Here is a 24,622-nt window from a genome sequence, read left to right on the forward strand (position 1 = left end):
TTCGGCCAGTGATTCTGCGTCACCACCGGGGCCTTGCCGCAAGCCCCCCCGTGCGCTATAAGTTGAGAGTGGCAAGGAGTGGAAACACCTCCTTGCCCTTCTGTGTTCCGGGTGAAATCCGCTGGTCGGCCGGCCCGTCGTGGACGAGCATGGGACGCATGAGTGATCAAGGCGAGCGATGGACCCAGGCGACCGTCTACCCCGACATGTGGGCGGACCCGGACGACGACCCCCGCAACAGCGGGGAGAGCGGTGCGGAGGGTGAGCTCGCCACCTTGCAGGAGTTCCTCTCGGACTACCGCCTGACCCTGCGGATGAAGTGCGAGGGCCTGGATCCGGAGCAGCTGGCCCGGCGGTCGGTCCCGCCGTCGACGATGTCGTTGCTCGGTCTGGTGCGCCACCTCGCCGAGGTGGAACGGGACTGGCAGAACTGGATCACCGACGGCGACCCGCTGCCGAAGCTCTACGGCCGGCGCGACGGGGACTTCGACGGGGCCGTCGCCGAGCAGACCGCGGTCGACGGAGCGTACGCCGACCTCGAGCGCGAGCAGGCCGCGACCGACGCGGCGCTGGCCGCGCACCCGGATCTGGGCGAGCGGCTGGGGAAGGACCGGATCGCGGTGCGGGAGCTGATGGTGCACCGGATCGAGGAGTACGCGCGTCACTGCGGGCACGCCGACCTGTTGCGCGAATGCGTCGACGGGCGGGTGGGCCAGTAGCCGGCGGCGGCCGGGCCGGGCGCCCACGCGCTTGGCGCCCGCCGCACTGACGCGCGCATGCCCGTAGGCGCATAGGCGCGTAGGCGCGTAGGCGCGTACGGGAGCCGGCGCAGCCCGTGTGACCATGGCTTCCTTCGTCCATCAGCACCTCATGGGGGGACCATGCGCACCCGTACCACCACCGCCTCGGCCGGCCTCGTCGCCGTGCTCGCGGCGGCCCTCGTCCTGTCCGGCTGCTCGGCGTCCGGTGGGGGCACGGCCGGGAAGGGGACGGCCGGCGCTTCCGCGTCGGCGGCGGCCTCGCCCGCGCCGGTGCCGGGTGGCGCCGGGTACGAGGGGCCCCGGCCGCAGGACCAGAACCTGCTGGCCTGGACCGGGGATCCGAACGACGCGGGGCACGTCACCGCCCAGTCCGCGGCCGGGGTCGGCGGGCGGGTCACCCTGGTCCGGATGGTGCTGCGCGAGCAGCTCACCTGGTCCAACATCTGGCTGGGGCTGGCCGGGATCGACCCGAACGCCCAACTGTCCAACTGCTACCTCGGCGTGTACGACGCCAAGGGCACCCTGGTCGCGTCCACCGCGGACATCTCCCCGCAGCTGATGACCGACGCGATAGCCAAGCCGTTCCCCCTCACCAAGCCGTTCGCCGCCGCCCCGGGCACCTACTTCGTCGCCCTCCTCCTCAACGGCAGCTGGGCGACGAACGCCCTCACCCTCAAGGCCACGGGCGCCGGGATCTCGGTGAACGCGGGCCTGAACCCGCCGAGTCTGCGCTACAGCACCGTCCTGACCGGTCAGACCTCGCTCCCGGCCGGCGTGAACCTCGCCGAGCAGTCCACCAGCACGATCAACACCGGCTGGGGCAGCCAGTGGTACGCGATCTCCTGACCGCTCCTGCCGAAGGCCGAGCTCCCGCCGAGGGCCGAGTCTCCCGCCGAAGGGCGATTCTCCTGCCGCGAATGACTGGTAGGAAAGTTTCCTGTTTGCTAGCATCCCGCTTCGGCGGCTCGGCGCGGTGCCCGCATCCGTGGGTATGACGCGCTCAGCGAGAGCTCTGACCCGGCCGCTGTGACCACGCCCACCCCTGTCCGCACCCGGACAGGGGCGCGGGGTCTCGTACCGGTGCCAGCTCTCGCCACCCACCAGGCCAGGGAGTCAGGAATGCACCTGAGCACCCCAAGCACGCCTCATGTTCACACATCACGCCGCACGATAGGTGTGGTCATCACCGCCGTACTCCTCCTCGTAGGCGGCCTGTTGCTCGCCTATCCCGAACGGGCCGGCGCCGCCGTCGACCCCCTCATCTCGCGCGGCAAGACCGCCACGGCCTCCTCCGTGGAGAGTTCGAGCTTCGGTCCGCAGAACGCCTTCGACGGCAGCTCCACCACCCGGTGGGCCAGCATCGAGGGCAAGGACCCGCAGTGGATCCGCGTCGACCTCGGCGCGAACGCCAAGGTCACGCGGGTGGCGCTGCGTTGGGAGGCCGCGTACGCCAAGACGTACCGGGTCGAAATCTCCGCCGACGGCACCACCTGGACCCGGCTCGCCAACGAGACGGCCGGGAACGGCGGCACCGACGACTGGACCGGCCTCTCCGGCAACGGCCGCTACCTGCGCGTGTACGGAACCGCCCGCGGCACCTCCTACGGGTACTCCCTGTACGAGGTCGAGGTGTACGGCACCCTCGACGGCGGGACTCCCCCGCCGACCGGTGCCTTCACCGTGGTCGCCGCCGGTGACATCGCCGCCCAGTGCACCGCCTCCGACAGCTCCTGCGCCCACCCCAAGACCGCAGCGCAGGCCCAGAAGATCAACCCGAAGTTCTACCTGACGATGGGCGACAACCAGTACGACGACGCCCGGATCTCCGACTACCGGAACTACTACGACACTTCCTGGGGCGCGTTCAAGGACAAGACCCGCCCGGTGCCGGGCAACCACGAAACCTACGACCCCGCCGGACCGCTCGCCGGGTACAAGGCCTACTTCGGGGCCGTCGCCTACCCCCAGGGCAAGAGCTACTACAGCTTCAACGAGGGCAACTGGCACTTCATCGCCCTCGACTCCAACTCCTTCGACCAGAAGGCCCAGATCGACTGGCTCAAGGCCGACCTCGCCGCGAACACCAAGGGCTGCATCGCCGCCTACTGGCACCACCCGCTGTACTCCTCCGGCGGTCACGGCAACGACCCGGTGAGCAAGCCGGTCTGGAACATCCTGTACGGCGCCAAGGCCGACCTCGTGCTGGGCGGGCACGACCACCACTACGAGCGGTTCGCCCCGCAGGACCCGAACGGCAACGCCACCGCCGACGGGATCACCGAGATCGTCGGCGGCATGGGCGGCGCCGACCCGTACGCCATCGAGGACGTCCAGCCCAACAGCCAGAAGCGGATCAGCGGAACCTACGGGGTCCTGAAGCTGGACTTCACCGACTCGGCCTACAGCTGGACCTACGTCGCCACCGACGGGACGATCAAGGACACCAGCCCGAAGTACACCTGCCACTGATGTACCTGGCCACCACAGGCCGCCGGGCCGCTCCGGCCCCGCCCCCCACCACGGGGGCGGGCCGGCGCGTCCCCGCCGCCGTTCTGGCGCTCGGTGCGGTCAGTCTCGTCACCGATGTCTCGTCCGAGATGGTCAGCGCGGTGCTGCCGCTCTACCTCGTCCTCGGACTCGGCCTCTCCCCCCTCCAATTCGGCTTCCTGGACGGGCTGATGGGAGGAGCCGGCGCGGTCGTACGGCTGCTCGGCGGGCACCTCGCGGACCGCGGCCACCGGTACAAGCACGTCGCGGGGATCGGCTACGCCGTCTCGGCCTGCTCCCGGCTCGGCCTGCTGCTCGCGGGCGGCGCCACCGGCGGGATCGCGGCGGCCCTGGCCGCCGACCGGGTCGGCAAGGGCATCCGTACGGCCCCCCGTGACGCCCTGATCACCCTCAACAGCCCTCCCGAGGAGCTCGGCCGGTCCTTCGGCGTGCACCGGGCCATGGACACCACCGGCGCCCTGCTCGGCCCGCTCGCCGCCTTCGCCCTGCTCTGGGCGACCGCGGGCGCGTACGACGCGGTGTTCGTCGCCAGCTTCTGCTGCGGCCTGCTCGGCGTGCTGCTCCTGGTCCTCTACGTTCCCGGCCACCACCACCCGGCGGCAGCCCCCGCCCCAACTCCACGCCGGAGCAAGGCCTTCGGGGCGCTGCGCGACCCCGCCTTCCGGCGGATCCTCTGGGCCGCCGCCCTGCTCGGCGCAGCCACCATCGGGGACGCCTTCGTCTACCTCCTGCTCCAGCGCCGGCTGGGCCTGGACCCCGGCTGGTTCCCGCTGCTGCCGCTCGGCGCGGCCGCGGGCTACCTGCTCCTGGCCGTCCCGGTGGGCCGGATCGCCGACCGGGTGGGGCGCCGGCTGCCGTTCCTCTACGGACACCTCGCCCTGCTCGGCGCCTACCTCGTCCTGCTCGCCCCGGCCGGCGGACCGGCCCCGCTCCTCCTCGCGGCCGTCCTCGCCCTGCTCGGGGTGTTCTACGCGGCCACCGACGGGGTGCTGATGGCCCTCGCCGGGCCGGTACTGCCCGCCGGGGGCCGGGCGGGCGGGCTGGCCGTGCTCCAGACCGGCCAGGCCCTGGCCCGGATGCTCGCGGCGGCGGGCTTCGGCGCCGCGTGGACGGTGTGGGGGCCGCGGCCCGCGCTCTGGGGGGCGACGGCGGTGCTGCTCGCCGCGCTGGCGGGGGGCTGGGCGCTGCTGCCGCGCGATCCGGGCGCGCCCCGCGATGCGGGCGATCCGCACGACGCGGTCGATCCCGCAGCCCCGCAGTCCCCGGCCGCTGCCGTGGGGCCGGGGCGATCCCCCACCAGTGAGAGGAGCGCCCCATGACCACGCAGCTCACCGGGCCGGCGCCCGCACGCCGGCTCGGCGCCCGGGCCCGTACCGCCGTCACGGCCGCCGCGGTCGTCCTGCTCGCGGGCTCCGCCGCCGGCTACGCCCTGCACGCGGCGAACCGGCCGGCCGGTCAACGGGGCGGCGCGGAAGCCTCCTTCGCCCTGGAAGGTCCCGCCCTGTACTTCCGGGACACCGCCACGGGACGGGTGGCGCACCAGCCCCTGACCGCGACGGAGGGCGGAGCCGGGCGCACCGCGGGCGGCCCCGTCTGCGACCGGTTCCACGCCGCCGGGGGCACCGCCCTCTGCCTGCGCGCCGAGCCGGGGGTGCTGCCGAAGACGTACGCCGTCGTCCTCGACCGGGACCTGCGCGAGGTGAGGCGGACGACCGTGCCGGGGGTTCCGACCCGGGCCCGGGTGTCCGCGTCCGGGCAGATGCTCGCCTGGACGGTGTTCGCCACCGGGGACTCGTACTCCACCACCGGCTTCTCCACGCGGACGGCCGTCCTCGACCTGCGCACGGGGTACCTGGTGAAGTCCCTGGAGGAGATACCCCTCACCATCGACGGTGTCCGCTACCACTCCCCCGACGTCAACTACTGGGGCGTGAGCTTCGCCCGCGACGACAGCCGCTTCTACGCGACCGTCTCCACCAAGGGGCGTACGTACCTCGTCGAGGGGAACATGGGCGACTGGTCGGCGAGGACGCTGCGGGAGAACGTCGAATGCCCCTCCCTGTCGCCCGACAACACGCGGGTCGCCTTCAAGAAGAAGGTGTCCGACGACCCGGCCGCACCCTGGCGGCTGTACGTCCTCGACCTGCGGACGATGGCCGAGACCCCGCTCGCCGAGACGCGCGGCGTGGACGACCAGGCGTCCTGGACGGACGACGGGACGGTCGCCTACGCCCTGCCGGGCGCGGACGGGCGCGCGGGCGACGTCTGGACCGTCCCCGCCGACGGCACCGGAGCCCCCCGCTTGGCCGTCGCGGGGGGCTCGTCGCCGGTGGCGGTGGCGGGCTGACCGGCGCCGGCGGCGGTGGCGGCCGGCGCCCGCGGATCAGCCGAGCTCGGGCGGCGGTCCGGCTGCCGTCACCGCGGCCAGCCGGGCCCCGGTTCCGGTCAGCCGGATCCGCAGTTCCCGCACGGTGAGGGGCTCCACACGGTGGACGCGGCGGACCCCCACCGTGTGGCCCGAGGCGATCGGCCGGCCGTCCGCCCAGACCTCGTGGCCGTCCACCCGCTGGCCCCGGGTGAGGTCCTCGCGCAGTTCCACGTGGTCGATGCGGACGGGCCTGCCGAAGTCCGCGAGGATGCCGTCCCCCTCGGCCGTGAGGACGGCCGAGTGCGGAGCGCCGAGGCGCCGCTCCAACTCTCCGGTGAACTCCAGGAGTCGCGCCCGGTCGGCGTCGTCGATCAGTCCGCGCCGGTCGGGCGGGACGCCCAGGAGCAGGCCGGCGCCGAGTCCCACCGAGGAGTACCAGATCTCCAGCAGGTCCTCGCGGCTCTTGAGGGTGTCGTGGTTCCCGGGTTGCCAGAACCAGTCGGCGCGGAGCGGGACATCGCATTCGGGCGGCAGGTAGGCGGCCGATTCGAGCTCGGCCTGCCGCTCGTCGTACAGGCTGATGCCCGTGGAGTGCGTGACGTAGCGGCAGGGATCCGCGGCGAGCCCCTCCTCGTTCCCGACCCAGCGGATCGTGGGGCGGCCCATGTTGAAGACCATGGCGTCCGGCTGGTGCCGGTCGATCACCGCCATGACCGCGTCCCAGTCGTACGTGCGCCCCTCGGAGCCCGCGCCGTCGAACCACAGCTCGCACAACGGGCCGTAGCGGGTGCAGAGTTCGGTGAGCTGGCGGAGGTAGAAGGAGTCGTACGCGGCGGGCTCCTCGTAGCAGTCCGCGTTGCGGTCCCAGGGGGAGAGGTACAGCCCGAGGCCGAGGCCCGCCTCCCCGCAGGCCTCGGCCAGTTCGGCGACCACGTCGCCCGCTCCGTTCTTCCAGGGTGAGGAGGCCACGGAGTAGGCGGTGGTTTCGGTCGGCCAGAGGCAGAAGCCGTCGTGGTGCTTGGCGGTCAGCACGACGTACTTCGCTCCGGCCTCGGCGGCGGTGCGCACCCACTGGCGCGCGTCGAGCCGCGCGGGGCGGAAAGAGGCCGGGTCCAGGGTGCCGTCGCTCCACTCGACGCCGTTGAAGGTGTTGATGCCGAAGTGCAGGAAGATCCCGAATCCGGCTTCCTGCCAGGCGAGTTGCCCTGGAGTGGGCAGGAGGGGGCTCTCGGCCGGACCGGCGGGTTGTGAGGGGGGACCGAGCGTCATGGGGGGGCTTCCGGGGTCGTCGGCGGGCACTCAGGCCGAGTGGGCCAGGCTCGCCGGGTGGACTGCGTGGGCGAAGGGGAGTCCTCGGGCGTACCGCTCCAACTCCTCGGCCGCACAGGCCGCGAGACGTCCGAGTTCGTTGCCGAGGGATCCGGCGATGTGCGGGGTGAGCAGCACGTTCGGCAGGTCGTAGAGGGGCGATCCGGCCGGCAGTACGTCGGGGTGGGTGACGTCGAGGACGGCGTGCAGCCGGCCCGAGACCAGTTCCGCGGTGAGCGCCTCGGTGTCGACGAGCGTTCCTCGTGCGGTGTTGACGAGGGTCGCGCCGTCGCGCATGAGGGCGAGGCGGCGGGCGTCGACCAGGTGGCGGGTCTCGGGCGTCTGCGGCGCGTGCACGCTCACCACGTCGCTGCGGCCCATCAGTTCGTCCAGGTCGACGGGCTCGACCCCCAGGGCCCTCGCTTCGTCCCCGCCGAGGTACGGGTCGTGGACCAGCACGCGGGCGTCGTAGGAGCGCAGCAGTTCGATGACCCGGCGGCCGATGCGAGAGGCGCCGATGATGCCGACGGTCCTGCCGTAGTTGCCGATTCCGGGGTACAGCGTGAGCGGGTTGAGCTGGGTGCGGGACTCCCGGTAGGCCCGGGCGGTGGTCAGGACGCGCTTGTTGGCGAAGACGATCGCGGCGACCGTGAACTCGGCGACGGGCTGGGCGTTGGCCTCGGCCGCGCTGGTGACGGACAGCCCGCGCCGCCAGGCCGCTTCCGTCATCAGGCCCTTGACGGTTCCGGCGGTGTGCACCACCGCGCGCAGGGACGGGAGGAGGTCGAGGGCCTGCTCGGTGAGGGGCGGGCAGCCCCAGCCGGTGAGCAGGACCTCGGTTTCGCGCAGCCGCGCGGGGTCGGCCGCGGCGAAGTCGGTGACCAGGAGGTCGGGATCCAGCAGCGCGGTGGCGCCGAGCCGGGCCAGGGCCTGCTGGTCGAGCAGGGCCGTCTTCGTCTCCGGGCTCATGGCGAGGAGGGTGCGGGGCTTGCGGGGCCCGGTGGGCTCGCGGGTCGGGTCGCAGAGGTCGGGGTTCGTCACTTGACCGCTCCCGCCGAGAGGCCGGAGCGCCAGAACCGCTGCAGGCCGACGAAGGCGAGGGCGAGCGGGACGACGGCCACCAGGGATCCGGTGATCACCAGGGAGTAGAACTCCGGGTACTGGAGCACCATTTGGTTCCAGCTGTAGATGCCGAGCACCGCCGGGTACAGGTGCTGGTCGTTGAGCATGACCAGCGGGCCGAAGAAGTTGTTCCAGCTCGCGGTGAAGGAGAAGAGGAAGAGGGTCATGAAGCCGGGCAGGAGCATCGGCAGCGAGATCGACCGGAAGACGCGCAACTCGCTCGCTCCGTCGATGCGGGCGGCCTCCAGGACCTCACCGGGTACGTAGCCCTCGGAGAAGACCCGGGCCAGGTACACGCCGAAGGGGTTCACGAGCGCCGGGATGAGGACCGACCAGTAGGTGTTGACGATCCCGACCTCGGAGGCGAGCAGGTACTGAGGGAGCGTGATGACGATCGTCGGAACCAGGGTGCCGGTCAGGACGAGGCCGAAGAGCGCGCCCTTGCCGCGGAACTCGTACTTGTCGAAGCAGTATCCGGCGGCGAGGCTGATCAGCGAGGAGGCCAGTGATCCGACGACGGAGTAGAGGAGGCTGTTGAGCAGCCAGCGGCCGAAGATGCCGTCGCCGTAGCCGAAGACGGCCCGGAGGTTGTCGAAGAAGCGGAACTCGCCGAAGGCGAAGCCGGCCGTCCCGAACAGGTCGGCGTGGCTCTTGGTGGCGGCGATCAGCAGCCAGGTCAGCGGCATCAGGGTGTAGAGGACCGCCACCAGGAGCACGGCGTTGACCACGGCCTTGGAGGCCATCGCGCCGCTCCGGCGCCTCTTGCCGGCCGGCTTCCGTTCGGCCTGCCGGGCGGTCGGTGCCCCGGCCGCGGGCGCCGGGGCGCCGGCGGGAGCGTCCTCGGGCGGGGCCGAGGGGGCGGTCTGGGTGCTCATGCCGAGTCACCTCGCTTTCCGATCCGGGTGACGACGTAGGAGAGGGTGCCGGCGACGAGGGCCACGATGAGCGTGGCGGAGGACGCGAGGCCGTAGTCGTGCCGCTCGAAGGCCGCCTTGTGGATGAACATCATCGGGGACCAGTCCGAGCCCATCGAGCCGGCCCGCTTCGAGAGGAGCATCGGCTCGCCGAAGATCTGGACCACTCCGACACAGGTGAACAGGAGGGTGAGGAAGACGGCGGAGCGGATCATCGGCAGTTTGATCTGCAGGGCGATGCGAAGCTGCCCGGCGCCGTCCATGACGCCCGCCTCGATGACCTCGCGGGGCACGGCCTGCAGGGCGGCGAAGAAGATGATCATGTTGTAGCCGATCCACTGCCAGGCCGCGACGTTCACCAGCGAGGGCAGGACGCTGCCGGGGGCGAAGAAGTCCCAGTGGCCGCCCGCCGCTTCGATCCAGTCCAGGACCGGGCTCAGGCCGGGGGTGTAGAGGTAGGTCCAGATGATCGCGGCGATCAGTCCGGGGACCGCGTGCGGCATGAAGACGGCGAACTGGACGAGGCGCTTGGCCTTGGCCGCGGCCGAGTCGACGAGCAGGGCCAGGGCGAGTGCCGCGCCGATCATCACGGGGATGTAGACGGCGCAGTACGCGGCCACGTGCAGGAACGAGGAGGTGAAGCCCTGGTCGCCGAGTGCCTTGGTGTAGTTCCCGAGCCCGCTGAAGACCCGTTCGGTGCCGCCGAATCCGAGACCGGAGGAGCGTTCGGTGAAGAAGCTCATCCAGAGCGCGTAGGCGACGGGCAGGATCAGGACCGCGGTGAAGAGCAGGAAGAACGGGCCGAGGAAGACGAGCACCGCCCTGCCCTGGCCCGGCCGGCCCACGGGCGCGGTGCCGCGCGCTGTACGAGTGAGTGGTGCTGCCACCGGATCTCCTTGGTGGGTGCGCTACGGAGGTACGGACGAGGGGACTTCGCAAGGGGCGGGGCGGCGGGGCCCGGATGCCGGGAGGGCTTCGGGCCCCGCGCGGCGCCTACTTCGCGAGGTTGAGCCCTCGGCCCTTGATGGCCTCCTCGGCGGCCTTCTGGCCGGCCGCGAGTCCGTCGGCCAGGGTGCCCTTGTTTCCGGCGTCCTGGATGGCGGTGTTGGTGGCCGTCTGCACCGGGCCCCAGACCCAGCCCGGGACGATGGTGTCGACCTGCGCGCCGGAGATCTCGTAGACCTTGTCTCCGCCGAAGAAGCCCTTGTCGTCGAAGGCCGCGGCGGCGATCGCACGGAGCTCGGGGCTGGCGGGCAGGCTGCTGCTCGGCGCCTTCAGGCTGCTGAGGCGGGCCTTGACGCCTTCGGGGCTGGTCGCCGCCCAAGTGGCGAACTCGGCCGCCTCCTTGACGTGCTTGCTGCCCTTGGTGACGGCGTAGCTGGTGCCGCCGAACATGCCGGTGGCCGGGGTGCCCCAGTGCGGCAGCGGGGCGACGCCCCACTTGCCCGAGTCCTTGGCCAGGGTCGTCATCGTGCCGCCCGCGCTCCACGAGGCGCCGATGAAGCTGGCCATGACCCCGTCGGCCTTGGCCTTCGCGAACTCCGGGCCGTTGATCTTCAGGTTCATCACCAGGTCGTCCTTGACCAGGCCCTGCCAGTACGAGGCCACCTTCTGCGAGGAGGCGTCGTTGATGTTGACCTTCCAGCCGTCGCCCTCGGTGCCGTACCACTTGGCACCGGCCTGCCAGGAGAGCGCGGCCAGCAGCGGAGCGTCGTCGTTGCCCCAGCCGCCTATGCGCACGTTCTTGTCGGCGGCCTTGATCTTCTCGGCGGCGGTCTTGTACTCGTCCCAGGTCTTGGGGACTTCGACGCCCGCGGCCTTGAAGAGGTCCTTGCGGTAGTAGAGGAGGTTGGGCGTGGCGTCGTACGGCACCGCCCAGGTCTTGCCGCCGAGGGTCACCCGGTCCTGGACGCCCTGCGGGAACTTCGCCTTCACGGTGGCGCCGGCCGGGCCGGTGATGTCGGCCAGGTATCCCTGGCTGACGAACTCCGGGAGGGTCGGGTACTCGATGCCCGCGACGTCGGGAGCGTTCCCGGCCTTGATCGCGTTGCTGATCTTGGCGTACCCGTCCGGTCCGCCGGTGATGGCCGAGAAGGTGACCTTGATGTTCGGGTGGGACGCGTTGAAGGCGTCCACCACCTGCTGGGCACCGCCGGCCCAGCCCCAATAGGTCAGGTTGACCGGCTCTTTGGGGGCGTCGGCCTTCGGTGCGGCGCCCTCGCTCCCACCGCAGGCGGTGGCGAACAGGGCCAGCGAGAGCGTGGCGAGGGCGGCGCGGGAGGTACGGGAAGTGAGCTTCACTGCTCTGCTCCTCAGATGCGAGCCGGCGATGCGGCGAGGTGATGCACATCATTCGGCCAGAGGAGAAGGGAGTCAATAGAAAAAGAAAGCTTGAGAAAGAAAAGCCAAGTAACGGTTAGGCCTCGCTGGAGGCACGCACCCTCAGCTCGGGGAGGATGGCGATCCGCCGTCTGGGCCGGCCCGGCTCGCGCAGCCGTCGTACGAGCAACTCGACTCCCGTGACCCCGACTTCGTGCTTCGAGGGCGCCACCGCGCTCAGCGGCAGGTCCGCCAGGGAGGCCACCTCGTCGTCGTACGAGACCAGCGCGACATCGCCCGGCACGGCCAGCGAGGCACCGCGCAGCCGCTGCATCAGCACCATGGCCTCGTGGTCGGGATGGACCAGGGCGGCGTCTACGCGACCCTCGCGCACCCCCTCCACGAAGGCGGCCATCACCTCTTCGTAGACGGCGTCACCCGCCCCGAACTCCGCGAGGTCGAGGAAGAGCGCGTGCTCGGCGACCTCGGGACCGGCCTCTTCCATGGCCGCGTAGTAGCCCTTCTTGATCCAGGGTGCGGTGGGGGTCCCGCCGCGCATCACCAGGGCGATCCTGCGGCGCCCCGTGTCCAGGAGGTGGCACACCGCCAGCCTGGCTCCGTACCCGTGGTCCGTGCCGACGTGCTCGGCGGCGGAGGCCTGCTGTTCGGGGCGGCGCTCGATGAGCACGACCGGCACGCCCAGCTCCTCGTACCACTGGCCGCCCGGCTTGCCGTCGCCGGCGGAGGGCGCAAGCAGCAGCCCGTCGACGCCGTCCGCGACCATGCGCGCGGCCTGCGCCTTCTCGGTCTCCACGTCGTACGTGGACACGGCGAGGGTCAGCCGGACCCCCAGGGCGTCCGCCGCCTCCCGGGCCCCCTTGATCACCTCGGGGTAGTAATAGGCGGAGGACGGCACGATCAGCCCGAGGACCAGCGGCCGGCCGGAAGCGCTGCCCGCTCCGGGCCCGGCCCCGGCTCCGGGAGCGGCCGAGGCCGAGGTCGCGCGGGCCGCCGGCGGGGCGGCGGTCACGGGGGCGGTCTCCGCCCAGTCCTCGGGCAGCATCGCGCCGCCGTGCACCCGGGCCAGCAGACCGCGCTCCGCGAGGACTTCGACGTCCTTGCGGACCGTCACCACGGACACGCCGAGCTCGGCCGCGAAGTCCGTGACGCGCATGGATCCCGCTTCGCGGACCCGTCGCAGGATCGCCTGCTGTCGTTCCTCTGCGTGCACGGTGGAGCTCCCCTCGACTGCGTCCCTGGTCGAGGTCAGCGTAGCGCGCGAAAGCCGAAACTTACGTTTCCTTTCGAACGAAAGCTTTGCATGGAGAGCGTGGCTGAAAGCCGTCCGTCGAGCTACTCGGCGTCGGTTCCACCGCAGTCGGGGTGGCCCCAGCGCGAACCGAGCTTGCTGATCTTCTCCCCCGCCGCGTACTGCTTCCCGCAGGGGCAGGTGCCGGGGAACTTGGCCTTGATGGTCACCCCGGCCCGGCCGGCGGTCGCGCTCTTGGCGGCCGTCGCGCTCTTCGCCGACCCGGCTCCGGCCGGACGGCGAGCGGAGGTGCTGCGGGCCGGAGTGCTGCGGGCCGGCGCCGGGACGGGCATGGAGGCATGGCCCAGCGCGGTGCCGGCCGGCTCCTGGCTGACGGCCGCGTCGCTGGCAGCCTGGTCGGCGATCGCGTTGAGGTGGTCGCCGTCCTCGCGGTGCGCGGGGACGTAGCGGAACTCCACGTCCCGGTCGGTCAGCAGGGCGTCGATGCTTTCGACGAGCTCGCGGTTGGCCACCGGCTTGCCCGCGGCCGTCTTCCAGCCGTTGCGCTTCCAGGCCGGGAGCCACTGGGTCACGGCCTTCATGGCGTACTGGGAGTCCATCCGCACCTGCACGGCCGTGCCGGGGGCCACGGCCTCCAGCAGCCTCTGCAGAGCGGTCAGTTCACCGACGTTGTTGGTGGCCCGGCCCAGCGGACCGGCTTCCCAGCGCTCGGGGTGCCCGTGGACGTCGGCGATGACCCAGGCCCATGCGGCCGGCCCGGGATTTCCCTTGGCCGCCCCGTCGCAGGCGGCGATGATGCGATCAGACATCCCCCGATCATGCCTCACCCCGACCGCTGCCCGTGCCCACGGTGGATGCCGGGGCCGCGGCCGATGCCGGGGCAGCGGCCGCACGCCGAGCACCGGCCGCGCCCGGCTCCGGCGACGGCTCCGGCCGCTCCCCGGTGTGCGGCCGCGGCAGGAGCCGGTCCAGGAAGGGCGGCAGCCACCAGTTGGCCCGGCCCATCAGGAACATCGCCGCCGGGACCAGCACCAGTCGCACCACCGTCGCGTCCAGGACCACGCTCACCGCCAGGCCCACCGCGAGCATCTTGACCACGACGGTCGGCGAGGCCGCGAAGGACAGGAAGACGGCGGTCATGATGAGCGCCGCACTGGAGATGACCCGGCCGGTGGCCGCCAGGCCCGTGCCGACGGCGAGGGCGTTGTCGCCGGTGCGGTGCCAGGCGCCGGCGATGGCGGAGAGCAGGAAGATCTCGTAGTCCATCGACAGGCCGAAGACGATCGCGAACATCATCATCGGGACGAACGACTCGATGGGTACGGGCTCCGACACCCCGATCAGCCCGCTCCCCCAGCCCCACTGGAACACCGCGACGAGGACCCCGTAGGACGCGGCGGTGGTGAACAGGTTCAGCGCGACCGCCTTGAGGGGGACCACCACGCTGCGGAACACGAAGGTCAGCAGTACGAGCGCGGCGGCCAGCACGATGGCGATGATGAGCGGCAGCCGGTCCTTGACGGTGTCGCGGAAGTCCAGTTGGCCGGCGGTGGATCCGGTGAGGTAGCCCTCCGCGCCGGTGCCGTTCAGTGCGTCGGGCAGGGTGGCGGTGGTCAGCGTCGTGAACAGGCTGCCCGTTCCGGCGCTCTGCGGCCCGGTGGCCGGGGTGACGGTCGAGATGAGCAGGCGGCCGTCGGGGCTCGGAGCGAGCGGGGTGAACCCGGCCATCCCGGTGGTGTCCCGCAGGGCCGCGGTGAGTCCGGCGGCGATCCGGTCGGCCGGGACGGTGGCTTCGTGGAGGTCGGCCACCAGGACGAAGGGGCCGTTGGCCCCGGGGCCGAAGCCGGGTCCCCGGCCCTCGGAGATCCAGTCGTAGGCCGTGCGCGTGGTGCTGCCCGCCCGGTCGGCGCCGTCGTCGACGTGGCCGAGCCGCAGCGAGAACAGCGGTACGGCGCACAGCGCGAGCAGCAGGGTGCCCGCGGTCAGGAACCTCCACGGGTGCCGGGCGACCAAGGCGGCGTAGCGGTGCCAGCCGTCGTGGTCGCCCGAGGTCTCGGCGACCGGGCGGCGCAGGGCGAACCGGTCGATCCGGCGCCCCACCAGGCCCAGGGCGGCCGGCACGAGGGTCAGGGCTGCCGCCCCGGTGACGACCACGACGATGGTGGCGGCCAGCCCCATCCGGCCGATGAAGGTCAGTCCGCAGGTGTACAGGCTCAGCATGGCCACCGCGACGGTGACGGCGGCCACCGCGACGGCCCGCCCGCTGGTGGCGGCGGTACGGCCGGCCGCGTCGACGGGGTCGCGGCCGTCGAGGAGGTCTTGGCGGAAGCGGGTGGTGAGGAAGAGGGCGTAGTCGATGCCGACGCCGAGGCCGATCATGGTGGCCAGGGTGGGCGCGGCGGTCGCGAAGCTGATGACGCCCGCCACGATGCCGACGACGCCGAGGCCCACCCCGACGCTGACGACCGCCGTGAGCAGGGGCAGCAGGGCGGCGGCGACGCTGCCGAAGGCGAGCAGCAGGATCAGCAGCGCCACGAGGACCCCGGCCGCCTCGCGGGCCCTGTCGTCGGCCGGCGGCCGGACGACCTGATTCAGGTCCCCGCCGTACGCGACCTCCACGCCCGAGGCGCGGGCCGCGGCGGTGGCCGTGTCGAGGGTGCCGGTGTAGGCGTGCCCCAGGGTTTTGACCTGCCGGTCGAAGGACACCGTGGTGTAGGCGGTACGGCCGTCCGCGCTGGTGACGACCGGGGACGCGGCGGTGACGTGGGGCATCCGCGCGAGGCGGGCCGCGCTCTCGTCGAGGGCCTGGCGGTGTCCGGCCAGGGAGCCGGAGTCCACGTGGAAGACCACGCGGCCGTTGGGGTCCCCCACGCCGGGGGCGGACGCGGCCAGCAGATCGGCGCCGGTACGGGACTGCGTGCTGGGGAGGCTGATCTGGTCGCTGTAGACCGGGGCGGCGAGCCGGCTGCCGGACATCGCGCCGACCAGCAGCAAGAGCCAGGCCGCGATCACCCAGACGGGGTGGCGGGCGCAGAAGGCGCCTAGTCGGCCTAGTCGGCCCGGGCGGCCCGTTCGTCTGAAGGGGGAATGCACGACGCCTCCGAAAAGTGTCAGGACTGACACGAAGCACCCTGTCAGAAAATGGCAGGCCTGACAATTGTCACTCCTGACAATTGACAGAGGTGACGTCATTGCTAGGCTTCGACCGTGAACCAAGATCCGGACACGCCCCTCTCCGTACCCGCGTCCACGCCCGACACCGAGCCGGAGCCGGAGCTCGAGCCGGAGCACGGTCTGCGCGAGCGGAAGAAGGAGCGGACCCGCAAGCTGCTGCGCGAGGGCGCCGCCGCGCTGTTCGCCGAACACGGCTTCGCGGGCACCACGGTCGCGGACATCGCCGCCTGCGCGAACGTGTCCGAACGGACCTTCTTCCGCTACTTCGAGAGCAAGGAAGCCCTGCTCCTGCCCGACAGCGTCGACCTGTTCACGTACATCGAGGCCGAACTGGCCCGGCGCCCACCGCAAGAGGACCCGCTCGACGCGGTCTGCAACGCCCTGATCGCCGCGGCGGCCCCGTTCGCCGCGTCCAGCCTCACCGCCCTGACCCACTCCGTGGCCATCGCGGGCGACGAGCGCGTCGTGGCCGCCCAACTCGTCCAGCTCTTCGCCGATTTCGAGAACCGGCTCACGCTCATGGTGCTGGACCGGCTCCCCGCCGAAACCCCCGACGCCGACCTGCGTGCCGGGGTGATCGCGGGCGCCGCCCTGTCCGCCGTCCGCGCCGTCCTGCGCACCCAGCGCCGGCGCCGCGCGAACGGCACCCTCACCGTCACCCCGCCCTCCGCGCTCCTGCTGGAGGCCTTCGGAATGCTGAAGCAGATCGGATCCGCCGCACCATGAAGCTCCGACGCACCCCCGTCCTCGTCGCCGCCGGAATGGCCGCCGCCCTCGGCGGCGTCTTCGTGGCCGACGCCGTGGTCGAGAACGCCGCCCAGGACCGCATCGCACGGGCGGCGGGCTGCCGCCTTCAGGCCCGCGGACCCGTCAGCGCCGAGCTCTCCGGCGCCTTCGCCGGACTCCGCGCGCTGACCGGCCGGCTGGGCTCCGTACACCTGGCGGCCGAGGGCGTGCGCCGCGCCGACACCGACATGGACATCAAGGCCGACCTGTACGACGTCACGCGCGACGGCGGCATCAGCGGCGGCCGGGCGACGGCCACCATCCCCTACGAGGCCCTGCAGAAGCGCCTCGCCGACTCGGAGGAAGCCGCAGCGGGCGCCGAGGGGCTGACGGTGGGCGGCGACGCGAAGGGACTCACCCTCACCGGGACCGTGGGCGGCCTCGGCCTCCCCATCACCGTGCGCGCCAGCACCAGCGCCACGGCGACCGGCCTCACGATCACCCCGACGACGGTCACCGTGCTGGGCCGCGAAGTACCGATAGCCACCGTCAGCGGACTGCCGGGCGCGGCCGGCCTGGCCGAGCGGCTCGCGCCCCGGACCGTGGACGTCGGGGACCTGCCCGAGGGAGTCAGCCTCACCGGTGCCCGGACCACCGGCGCGGGCCTCACCCTGGACGCCTCGCTCTCGAAGTCCGCCACGTCGGACGCCGACGGGAAGGACTGCAAGGTGGCGTAGCTCACCTCGCCACTTTCCCGTTAGCAAAGGCTTAAATCAACCCAGATCCCCCACTCCAAGGTGGCACAGCAACCCGGAATTGACTTTACGGATTCTTTAAATTTACCCTCCGGCCATGCGCAAATCTTCCCCCACCACACGCTCCGCCCTCGCCCTGGCCGGCCTGGCGCTCGCCGTCGCCGGCTGCTCCGCCGGTACGGCCGACAAGGCCGTGGAGCAGGTCGACAAGGCCGTGAACGAGACCTACGAGGTCACCTACGAGGTCACCGGCAAGACCGTCGACTCGATCTCCTTCCACGACGGAGGCGGCACGGCGACGGCGCCGAACCTGGCGACCGCCGAGCAGCCGGGCGCCACGTGGACCAAGACGGTCACCCTGCGCGGCATCATGCCCGCGGCCGTGTCCCCCAGCTCGGCCGACAACACCGCCGACCTCACCTGCAAGGTCATCTACAAGGGCAAGGTCATCAAGGAGGCCACGGGCGAAGCGGCGACGGCCGGCGGCTGCGTCGCGGTGTCCCCGATCACCGCCCGGTAAGCCCCGGGCGGACGGGTGCCGGACGGGCCCCGCGGCGGACGAGCCCAAATCGGCTCGCGCGCGGCATCCGCGGACGGAGAGGATGGCGCGACCAGCCCGCCGTCCGAAGGACCGCCGATGAGCAGCCCGCCGTACTCCCGATCCGCCTCCGCCGCCCTGGACGGGCTGGTGACGGGCGACGCCTTCGGCGACAGCTGGTTCACGCTCTCCGGCGAGAACGTCGAGGAGCAGTGGGCGGCGCGCGGGCTCAGGCCCGCCCCGTGGCAGTGGACGGACGACTCCGCCATGGCGTTCGTGCTCTTCGCCCACCTGGCGGCCCACGGAGAGGTCCGGCCGGACCTCCTGGCGCGGGAGTTCGCGGCCGAGTACGCGCGGGATTCGGGACGCAAGTACGGGGCGTCCATGCACGAGGTGCTGGGGCGGATCGGCGCGGGCGAGGACTGGCGGGGCGTCACCGCCGAGCAGTTCGGCGGGCAGGGTTCCTACGGCAACGGCGCCGCGATGCGGGTCGCACCGCTCGGCGCCTGGTTCCGGGGCGACCCGAAGGAAGCCGCCGCGCAGGCCCGGCTGTCGGCTTCGGCCACGCACGCCCACCCGGAGGCCGCCGCGGGCGCCGTCGCCGTGGCGGTGGCCGCCGCGCTGGCGGCGGCGAGCACGGGCCGGGACGCCCCGCTCCGCGCCGAGTTCCTCCGGGAGGTCGCCGGTCACGTACCGGGGAGCGAGGTCGGGTCCGGGCTGCGGGTGGCCGCGGACCTCCCCTCGGGTACGCCGGTGCACCGTGCCGCGTCCGTACTGGGCTCCGGGTGGCGGATCTCGGCGCCGGACACCGTGCCGTTCGCCCTGTGGTCCGCCGCGGGCCACTTGGACGACCTGCCGGAGGCCTTGTGGCAGACCGTCGGCGGCTGGGGCGACCGCGACACCACGTGCGCGATCGCGGGCGGGGTCGTCGCGGCCCGCACCGGCACCGGCGGCGTTCCCGCCGACTGGCTGGCGGCCCGCGAGGCCGTTCCGGCGTGGAGCGGGTGGACGCCCGAGCCGCCGGCTCCCTGAGCATTGTCCGGATGATCATGTGACTACTAGGCTGCGCCGATGGAACCTGAACGCGTAGCCGTAGCCGACGTGCCCGGGAGCAACCATTACGACAGCTTCGCCGAGGCCTACTCGGCGGAGAACGAGAACAGCCTCATCAACGCCTACTACGAGCGCCCCGCGATGCTGGCCCTCGCCGGAGAGGTGGCCGGCCGTCGGATCCTGGACGCGGGTTGCGGCTCGGGCCCCCTCAGCGCTGCCCTGCGCGACCGCGGCGCCGTCGTCACCGGCGTCGACGCCAGCGCCGGGATGCTGGCGCTGGCGAGGCGGCGGCTGGGTGAGGACGCCTCCCTGCACGTGGCCGACCTCCGTGACCGCCTGCCGTTCCCCGACGGTGCGTTCGACGATGTGGTCGCCTCGCTGGTGCTCCATTACCTGGAGGACTGGGGACCGGCACTGGCCGAATTGCGGCGTGTGCTCAGGCCCGGCGGCCGGCTGATCGCCTCGGTGGACCACCCGTTCGTCGCCTACACGATCCAGGACCCCCGGCCCGACTACTTCGCGAGCAACAGCTACAGCTTCGACTGGACGTTCGGCGGACGGTCCGTCCCGATGAAGTTCTGGCGCAAGCCCCTGCACGCGATGACCGATGCCTTCACCACCGCCGGATTCCGGCTTTCCGTCCTCAGCGAACCCCAGCCCGACCCGGCCGCCCGGGAGCTGTTCCCCGACGGCTTCCGTGACCTTTCGAGCAAAACCTGCTTCCTGTTCTTCGTCGTCGAGGTACCGCTGCCGGATGCGGTGCGTTGACGCCGGGGATCGCGTGCATCGCACGTATGGCGCGTATGGCGCGTACGGCGCGTATGGCGGGCGTATCGAAAACCGCATACGCCACCGCAACGGCCCACCGTCTCCCCTAGGGATATGGACCACAACGCATCCCCGTCGCCGCCGCCCCGCCGCCCCACGCGCAGGGTCGTACTCCTCGGCCTGGCGGCCCTCGTCATGGCGAGCGCCCTGTACGCCGTGCGGATGCCGCTCATGATGTCCGCCCCGAGATGCATGGCCTGGCAGTGGCACGGCTGCTTCGACACGTTCAACGGCGTGGTGCTCATGACCCTCGTCGCCCTGCCCCTGGCCGTGCTGGTGGCGTGGGCCCTGACCCGCCGTCGGCGGGCCGCCGGCGTCGACGCCGGATCGGCGTGGCGGATGTCGCTGGCCGAGGTCGCCATGGTGCACGGGACGGTGCCGTTCGTGTGGATGACCATGATGCCGGGCTCCGGAGCCGGGATCGTCCCCGGCCGGTTCAGCCTGGTGCCGGTACGGGACCTGCTCACGATGGGGCCGCTCGGGATCGGCGGCAATCTGCTGGTCTTCGCCTCGCTGGGGTTCTTCGCCCCGATGCGGTGGGCGGCGCTGGCCTCCGTGCCGCGGGTCCTGGCCCTGGGTGCGGGCTGCTCGGTCCTGGTCGAAACCGCGCAGTACGTCTTCCGGCTGGACCGGGTCTCCTCCGTGGACGACGTCCTGGTCAACGCGGCCGGCGCCGCCCTGGCCGCAGTCGCCTCGCGCCGCTGGTGGCGCACCGAGGCGGCGTCGTCGGACCGGCCCAGCCCCGCACTGGCACCGGCGGGCTGACGCGCGTACCCCCTGCGCGTCTTGCATACGACGGCGATATGTCCTGGTGCTTAGGCTTCGGACATGCGCGTACTGATCGTCGAGGACGAGCCCTACCTGGCCGAGGCCGTCCGTGACGGTCTGCGGCTGGAGGCGATCGCGGCCGACATCGCCGGCGACGGCGACTCCGCCCTGGAACTGCTGGCCGTCAACTCCTACGACCTCGCGATCCTCGACCGCGACATCCCCGGCCCCTCCGGCGACGAGGTCGCCCGCCGCATCATCGCCTCCGGCAGCGGCATCCCGATCCTCATGCTCACCGCTGCCGACCGGATCGACGACAAGGCTTCCGGGTTCGGACTCGGCGCCGACGACTACCTCACCAAGCCCTTCGAGCTGCGGGAGCTCGTCCTGCGGCTGCGGGCGCTCGACCGCAGGCGCGCGTACGCCCGGCCCCCGGTCCGCGAGCTCGCGGGCCTGCGGCTCGACCCCTTCCGCCGGGAGGTCTTCCGCGACGGCCGCTACGTGGCGCTCACCCGCAAGCAGTTCGCCGTGCTGGAAGTCCTCGTCGCCGCCGAGGGCGGGGTCGTCAGCGCCGAGGACCTGCTGGAGCGGGCCTGGGACGAGAACGCCGACCCCCTCACCAACGCCGTCCGCATCACCGTGTCCGCCCTGCGCAAACGGCTCGGCGAACCGTGGATCATCGCCACGGTGCCCGGCGTCGGCTACCGCATGGACACGGCGCCGGAGGCCGGACCCGAGGAGGCAAACCGGGGAACAGGCCGGGGACTGGGCCGTGGGGTGGACCGTGGATAGGGCGCCCGGCTTGAGCGTTCGCACCAAACTCACCCTCAGCTACGCCGGATTCCTCATGGTCGCCGGCGTCCTGCTGCTCGCTGCGGTGTGGCTGTTCCTCCTGCGGTACGTCCCCGACCGGGCGCTCGTCGTCTCCGCCGACATGCCCACACCCGGTGTCTTTCCCATCCGGTCCAACCTCCTGCGCGTCTTCGCTCCGAGGGCGGCCGCGGTACTGGCGTTCCTGCTGGTGCTCGGCCTCGTCGGAGGGTGGATCCTCGCCGGCCGGATGCTCGCACCGCTCACCCGGATCACGGACGCGGCGCGGACGGCCGGGAACCGCTCCCTGTCCCACCGGATCCGCCTGCGGGGCCGCCGGGACGAGTTCCGCGAACTCTCCGACGCGTTCGACTCGATGCTCGACCAGCTGGAGTCCCACGTGGCCGAGCAGCAGAGGTTCGCCGCGAACGCCTCCCACGAGCTGCGCACCCCGCTGGCCATCTCGAGGGCGCTCCTCGACGTCGCCCGCAAGGACCCGACGCGGGACCGGGGCGAGCTCATCGAACGCCTGCACTCCGTCAATACGCGGGCGATCGACCTCACCGAGGCCCTCCTGCTGCTCAGCCACGGCGACCGCGCGGACTTCGCCCGCGAGGGCGTCGACCTCTCGCTCCTCGCCGAGGAAGCCGCCGAAACCCTGCTTCCCCTCGCCGAGCAGCGCCACATCACCCTCGACGTCACCGGCGGGCCGGCCCGGACCGACGGCTCCGCGGAGCTGCTGCTGCGGATGGTGACGAACCTCGTCCAGAACGCCGTCGTCCACAACCTCCCCACCGGCGGGACCGTGACGGTCCACACCGAGGAGCTCGGTGACAGGAGCGTGCTGCGGGTCGAGAACACGGGCCCTCTGCTCCCACCGGAACTGGTCCCGACGCTCACCGAACCCTTCCGGCGCGCGACGGACCGCGTACGCACCGACGAACACGCCGGTGTCGGCCTCGGCCTGGCGATCGTGGACAGCATCGTCCGCGCCCACGCCGGAACCCTCGACCTGACCCCCGGCCCCACCGGCGGCCTCCTCGTCACGGTGCGACTCCCCGGCACGCGGTAGGCATCGCCCGTACGTGGGACGTCCGACGGCCGCTCAGCGCAGGCGTACGAGCTTCGCGCCGAGGGACGGTGCGGACAGGTCCGTCTGGAGTGCCACGGGGACCGTCGGGGCGCCCGGACCGGTGCCGATGGTCAGGACCCCGATCTCGGTGCCGGCCCGCGCCTCCTCGGGGAGTCCCTTCTCTCCTACGGCCAGGGTCAGTTCGAGCTGCTGGCCCGGCACGGCGACGGCGGCCGTGTCGCGGGTGGCCACCACCGGGGTCCGGGTGCCGAGCCCGTCGTCCACGTAGCCGACGACCTGGCCCTTCTTGACCGCGCCGGCCGAGGTCAGGGACGCGCGGACGGCCTCGATGACCTTCTTGCTGTTCTGCTTGACCAGTTTCAGGCTGTTGGCACCGTCGGGGTCGGCGCCGGTGACGTGCTGGTCGAGCATCGTGCCGAGGATCAGCGGGGTCTTGTCGCCCACCGTCTTGTACGCCGCCCACATCAGCGCGCCGCCGGCCGCCGAACTGGAGCCGGTCTTGATGCCCTTGATGCTGAGTCCGGCGATGAGCAGGTCGTCGTTGTTGTTGATGAGCTTCTCCTGCAGCCCCGGGATGTCGGCGTTGGGGAGTTGGACGATCGCCCGGAACGCGTCGAACTTCATGACCTCCTCGGCCAGTTTCAGCTGGTCGACGGCGGTGCTCACGGTCTTGGCGTCGAGCCCGCTCGGGTCGGTGTACGTGGTGGAGGTCATCCCGAGCGCCTTGGCCTCGGCGTTCATCTTCTCCACGAACGCGGCCTCGGAGTCGCTTCCGGTGTCCCAACGGGCCAGCAGGCGGGCGATGTTGTTGCCCGAGGGGATCATCAGCATCTTCAGCATGTTCTGCTGGGAGAAGCGGGTGCCGGCCGTCAGACCCGTCACGCGCGATTCGCTCGAAGAAGTGCCGTCCGCGACGGCCTTGGCGTCGATCGCGATCTGCGGGCCGTCCTCGTCCTTCTTCAGCGGATGGTTCTTGAGGATCACGTAGGCCGTCATGACCTTGGCGACGCTGGCCGTCGGCACGGGCTTCTGCTCCCCGAACGTGCCGACGTCGCCCGCGCCGCCGATCCGTACGGCGGCCTGGCCCTTCTCCGGCCAGGGCACGTCGAAACGCCCGTCGAGGGTGACGGAGGACGCGGCGCCCCCACTGGTGAGGACGGCGTCGGGCAGCGGCCGCAGCGCCTGTACGACGGCCAGTACGGCGACCAGCAGGAGCAGCGGCGGCACCCAGATCCGAAGCCGCCGGGCCACGGTCCGACCGGGGGTCGCGGGCGGCGGCGGGGTGTTGGTGAGCTGCGCGAGCAGATCGAGCGCGGGCAACGGCTGCTCGGTGGTCCCCTCGGGGGTGGGGGCGGGCGCCGTTCCCGGGGCCGGGGCGGTGTGCGGAGCGGTCGGGACGGCTCCCGAAGCCGGGAGGGGCACAGGTCCCCGAGCCGGCGCGGTTCCCTGATCCGGGACGGGGCCCGTAGCCGGCACGGTTCCGGAAGGCGGGGCAGGTCGTACGGGTACCTGCGCCCGGCCGGGCGCCGACGCCGACGCCGACGCCCATGACGGCACCGGCGGAGAGGGAGCCTCGTCCAGCGGCTTGAGCGCGATGAACGTGCTCGTCTTCTCGGAGTCCGACTCAGGACGGGTACCGGAATCGGCACCCGTGCCGGTACCGGCTGCCGGCGTCGTGTCCGGCTCCGGGTCAGCACCCGGCGCGGGGGCCGGCTCCGGCTCGGGCTCCGCGTCCGGCTCGGGCTCCGGCTCCGCGTCCGGAGCGGACGCGGCCACCTCAGGCCCGGCGGGAACGCCGGGCGCGGGTACGGCCGCGCGCTCGGACGAAGGCCCGGACGCCGCCCCGGCCCCGGACCTGGCCGCGGGCACGACCGCGGTCTCGGACCCGGACCCGGACCCGGGCTCGGGCTCGGACCCGGACTCGGACCCGGACTCAGGCTCCAGCCCGGAAGCCGTAGCGGCATCGGGCGCAGCCGTCGCCCCGGGATCCGTCCTAGGAGCGGGCACCGTGCGCGGCTCCTGACCCGGCCGGGATCCGGCGTCGGGGGCGGGCCGCTCGGCGGGACCCGGCGTGTGCGCGTCGCGCGCGCCGGGCGTCCCCGCCGGGTGCTCGTCCTTCGTAGCGCCGGGCGTCTCGCCCTCCACCGGTACCGCCGTCATGCCGTACACCGCCTTGCTCGTGCCGTTCTGGATCAGCAGCCAGTCTCCTTGCCGCATATGCGCAGGTGATGCGCACTGGATGACCAGTTGGTCACAATCCGTCCGGCCGGGCCCGGGGCGGCACCCGTCGTCAAACGGTCATCAAAC

Annotated in this window: 23 protein-coding genes; 14 read left to right on the forward strand and 9 right to left on the reverse strand. The window is 72.2% G+C overall.

The window, feature by feature from the left end:
* The first annotated feature begins 149 nt into the window (after window positions 1-149).
* From OHA37_RS02075 to OHA37_RS02095, 5 genes are all read left to right on the forward strand, one after another.
* The gene (locus tag OHA37_RS02075; protein WP_266901808.1) at window positions 150-719 is read left to right on the forward strand and encodes a DinB family protein; all 570 of its coding nucleotides are present in this window, start codon (window positions 150-152) and stop codon (window positions 717-719) included.
* A gap of 162 nt (window positions 720-881) precedes the next feature.
* On the forward strand, window positions 882-1,607 hold the full coding sequence (locus OHA37_RS02080) for a hypothetical protein (protein WP_266901809.1): 726 nt from the start codon (window positions 882-884) through the stop codon (window positions 1,605-1,607).
* A 330-nt stretch (window positions 1,608-1,937) separates the two neighbouring features.
* Entirely contained in the window at window positions 1,938-3,230 is a 1,293-nt protein-coding gene (locus OHA37_RS02085) for a discoidin domain-containing protein (RefSeq protein WP_266901810.1), read from the forward strand.
* A complete protein-coding gene (locus OHA37_RS02090) occupies window positions 3,230-4,588 on the forward strand; it encodes an MFS transporter (RefSeq protein ID WP_266901811.1) in 1,359 nt (452 codons plus the stop codon). The genes OHA37_RS02085 and OHA37_RS02090 overlap by 1 nt, the downstream gene beginning before the upstream one ends.
* On the forward strand, window positions 4,585-5,616 hold the full coding sequence (locus tag OHA37_RS02095) for a hypothetical protein (protein WP_266901813.1): 1,032 nt from the start codon (window positions 4,585-4,587) through the stop codon (window positions 5,614-5,616). Before OHA37_RS02090 ends, OHA37_RS02095 begins: the two co-directional genes overlap by 4 nt.
* A gap of 36 nt (window positions 5,617-5,652) precedes the next feature.
* On the opposite strand, the gene OHA37_RS02100 is transcribed toward OHA37_RS02095, so the two are convergent.
* The 8 genes from OHA37_RS02100 to OHA37_RS02135 form a co-directional block, all read right to left on the reverse strand.
* Window positions 5,653-6,906, reverse strand: a complete 1,254-nt coding sequence (locus OHA37_RS02100; protein WP_266901815.1) for an alpha-L-fucosidase — start codon at window positions 6,904-6,906, stop codon at window positions 5,653-5,655.
* Window positions 6,907-6,936: 30 nt separating this feature from the next.
* Complete coding sequence (locus OHA37_RS02105; RefSeq protein WP_266912453.1) at window positions 6,937-7,914, reverse strand: hydroxyacid dehydrogenase; 978 nt, start codon at window positions 7,912-7,914, stop codon at window positions 6,937-6,939.
* Between the two features lie 68 nt (window positions 7,915-7,982).
* On the reverse strand, window positions 7,983-8,942 hold the full coding sequence (locus OHA37_RS02110) for a carbohydrate ABC transporter permease (RefSeq protein WP_266901817.1): 960 nt from the start codon (window positions 8,940-8,942) through the stop codon (window positions 7,983-7,985).
* On the reverse strand, window positions 8,939-9,868 hold the full coding sequence (locus OHA37_RS02115) for a carbohydrate ABC transporter permease (RefSeq protein ID WP_266901819.1): 930 nt from the start codon (window positions 9,866-9,868) through the stop codon (window positions 8,939-8,941). The genes OHA37_RS02110 and OHA37_RS02115 overlap by 4 nt, the downstream gene beginning before the upstream one ends.
* A 106-nt stretch (window positions 9,869-9,974) precedes the next feature.
* Entirely contained in the window at window positions 9,975-11,282 is a 1,308-nt protein-coding gene (locus OHA37_RS02120; RefSeq protein ID WP_266901821.1) for an ABC transporter substrate-binding protein, read from the reverse strand.
* 115 nt (window positions 11,283-11,397) lie between these two features.
* Entirely contained in the window at window positions 11,398-12,531 is a 1,134-nt protein-coding gene (locus OHA37_RS02125; protein ID WP_266901823.1) for a substrate-binding domain-containing protein, read from the reverse strand.
* Between the two features lie 122 nt (window positions 12,532-12,653).
* Window positions 12,654-13,379 carry a ribonuclease H family protein gene (locus OHA37_RS02130; RefSeq protein ID WP_266901825.1) on the reverse strand — a complete coding sequence of 242 codons (726 nt, stop codon included), beginning with the start codon at window positions 13,377-13,379 and terminating at the stop codon, window positions 12,654-12,656.
* Between the two features lie 7 nt (window positions 13,380-13,386).
* On the reverse strand, window positions 13,387-15,582 hold the full coding sequence (locus OHA37_RS02135) for an MMPL family transporter (protein WP_266901827.1): 2,196 nt from the start codon (window positions 15,580-15,582) through the stop codon (window positions 13,387-13,389).
* Window positions 15,583-15,777: 195 nt separating this feature from the next.
* Here OHA37_RS02135 and OHA37_RS02140 point away from each other — a divergent pair, with 195 nt between their 5' ends.
* The 8 genes from OHA37_RS02140 (at window position 15,778) to OHA37_RS02175 (ending at window position 22,294) form a co-directional block, all read left to right on the forward strand.
* Complete coding sequence (locus OHA37_RS02140) at window positions 15,778-16,470, forward strand: TetR/AcrR family transcriptional regulator (protein ID WP_266901829.1); 693 nt, start codon at window positions 15,778-15,780, stop codon at window positions 16,468-16,470.
* On the forward strand, window positions 16,467-17,207 hold the full coding sequence (locus tag OHA37_RS02145; RefSeq protein WP_266901831.1) for an LmeA family phospholipid-binding protein: 741 nt from the start codon (window positions 16,467-16,469) through the stop codon (window positions 17,205-17,207). The genes OHA37_RS02140 and OHA37_RS02145 overlap by 4 nt, the downstream gene beginning before the upstream one ends.
* A gap of 115 nt (window positions 17,208-17,322) precedes the next feature.
* Window positions 17,323-17,745 (forward strand): MmpS family transport accessory protein, encoded by a 423-nt coding sequence (locus OHA37_RS02150; RefSeq protein ID WP_266901833.1) that lies wholly within the window; start codon window positions 17,323-17,325, stop codon window positions 17,743-17,745.
* 117 nt (window positions 17,746-17,862) lie between these two features.
* Window positions 17,863-18,795 (forward strand): ADP-ribosylglycohydrolase family protein, encoded by a 933-nt coding sequence (locus OHA37_RS02155; protein WP_266901835.1) that lies wholly within the window; start codon window positions 17,863-17,865, stop codon window positions 18,793-18,795.
* 39 nt (window positions 18,796-18,834) lie between these two features.
* The gene (locus OHA37_RS02160) at window positions 18,835-19,584 is read left to right on the forward strand and encodes a class I SAM-dependent methyltransferase (protein WP_266901837.1); all 750 of its coding nucleotides are present in this window, start codon (window positions 18,835-18,837) and stop codon (window positions 19,582-19,584) included.
* A gap of 114 nt (window positions 19,585-19,698) precedes the next feature.
* The gene (locus OHA37_RS02165; RefSeq protein WP_266901839.1) at window positions 19,699-20,409 is read left to right on the forward strand and encodes a VanZ family protein; all 711 of its coding nucleotides are present in this window, start codon (window positions 19,699-19,701) and stop codon (window positions 20,407-20,409) included.
* Between the two features lie 63 nt (window positions 20,410-20,472).
* Window positions 20,473-21,204: a response regulator transcription factor gene (locus OHA37_RS02170; RefSeq protein ID WP_266901841.1), complete on the forward strand. Its 732-nt coding sequence runs from the start codon at window positions 20,473-20,475 to the stop codon at window positions 21,202-21,204.
* A complete protein-coding gene (locus OHA37_RS02175) occupies window positions 21,197-22,294 on the forward strand; it encodes a sensor histidine kinase (protein ID WP_266901843.1) in 1,098 nt (365 codons plus the stop codon). Before OHA37_RS02170 ends, OHA37_RS02175 begins: the two co-directional genes overlap by 8 nt.
* A 33-nt stretch (window positions 22,295-22,327) precedes the next feature.
* Here OHA37_RS02175 and OHA37_RS02180 read toward each other — a convergent pair whose 3' ends face one another.
* Entirely contained in the window at window positions 22,328-23,737 is a 1,410-nt protein-coding gene (locus OHA37_RS02180) for a D-alanyl-D-alanine carboxypeptidase family protein (protein WP_266901845.1), read from the reverse strand.
* Window positions 23,738-23,900: 163 nt separating this feature from the next.
* Here OHA37_RS02180 and OHA37_RS02185 point away from each other — a divergent pair, with 163 nt between their 5' ends.
* A complete protein-coding gene (locus OHA37_RS02185; RefSeq protein WP_266901847.1) occupies window positions 23,901-24,338 on the forward strand; it encodes a hypothetical protein in 438 nt (145 codons plus the stop codon).
* Window positions 24,339-24,622: the final 284 nt, after the last annotated feature.

The organism is Streptomyces sp. NBC_00335 (assembly GCF_036127095.1).
Lineage (GTDB): Bacteria > Actinomycetota > Actinomycetes > Streptomycetales > Streptomycetaceae > Streptomyces.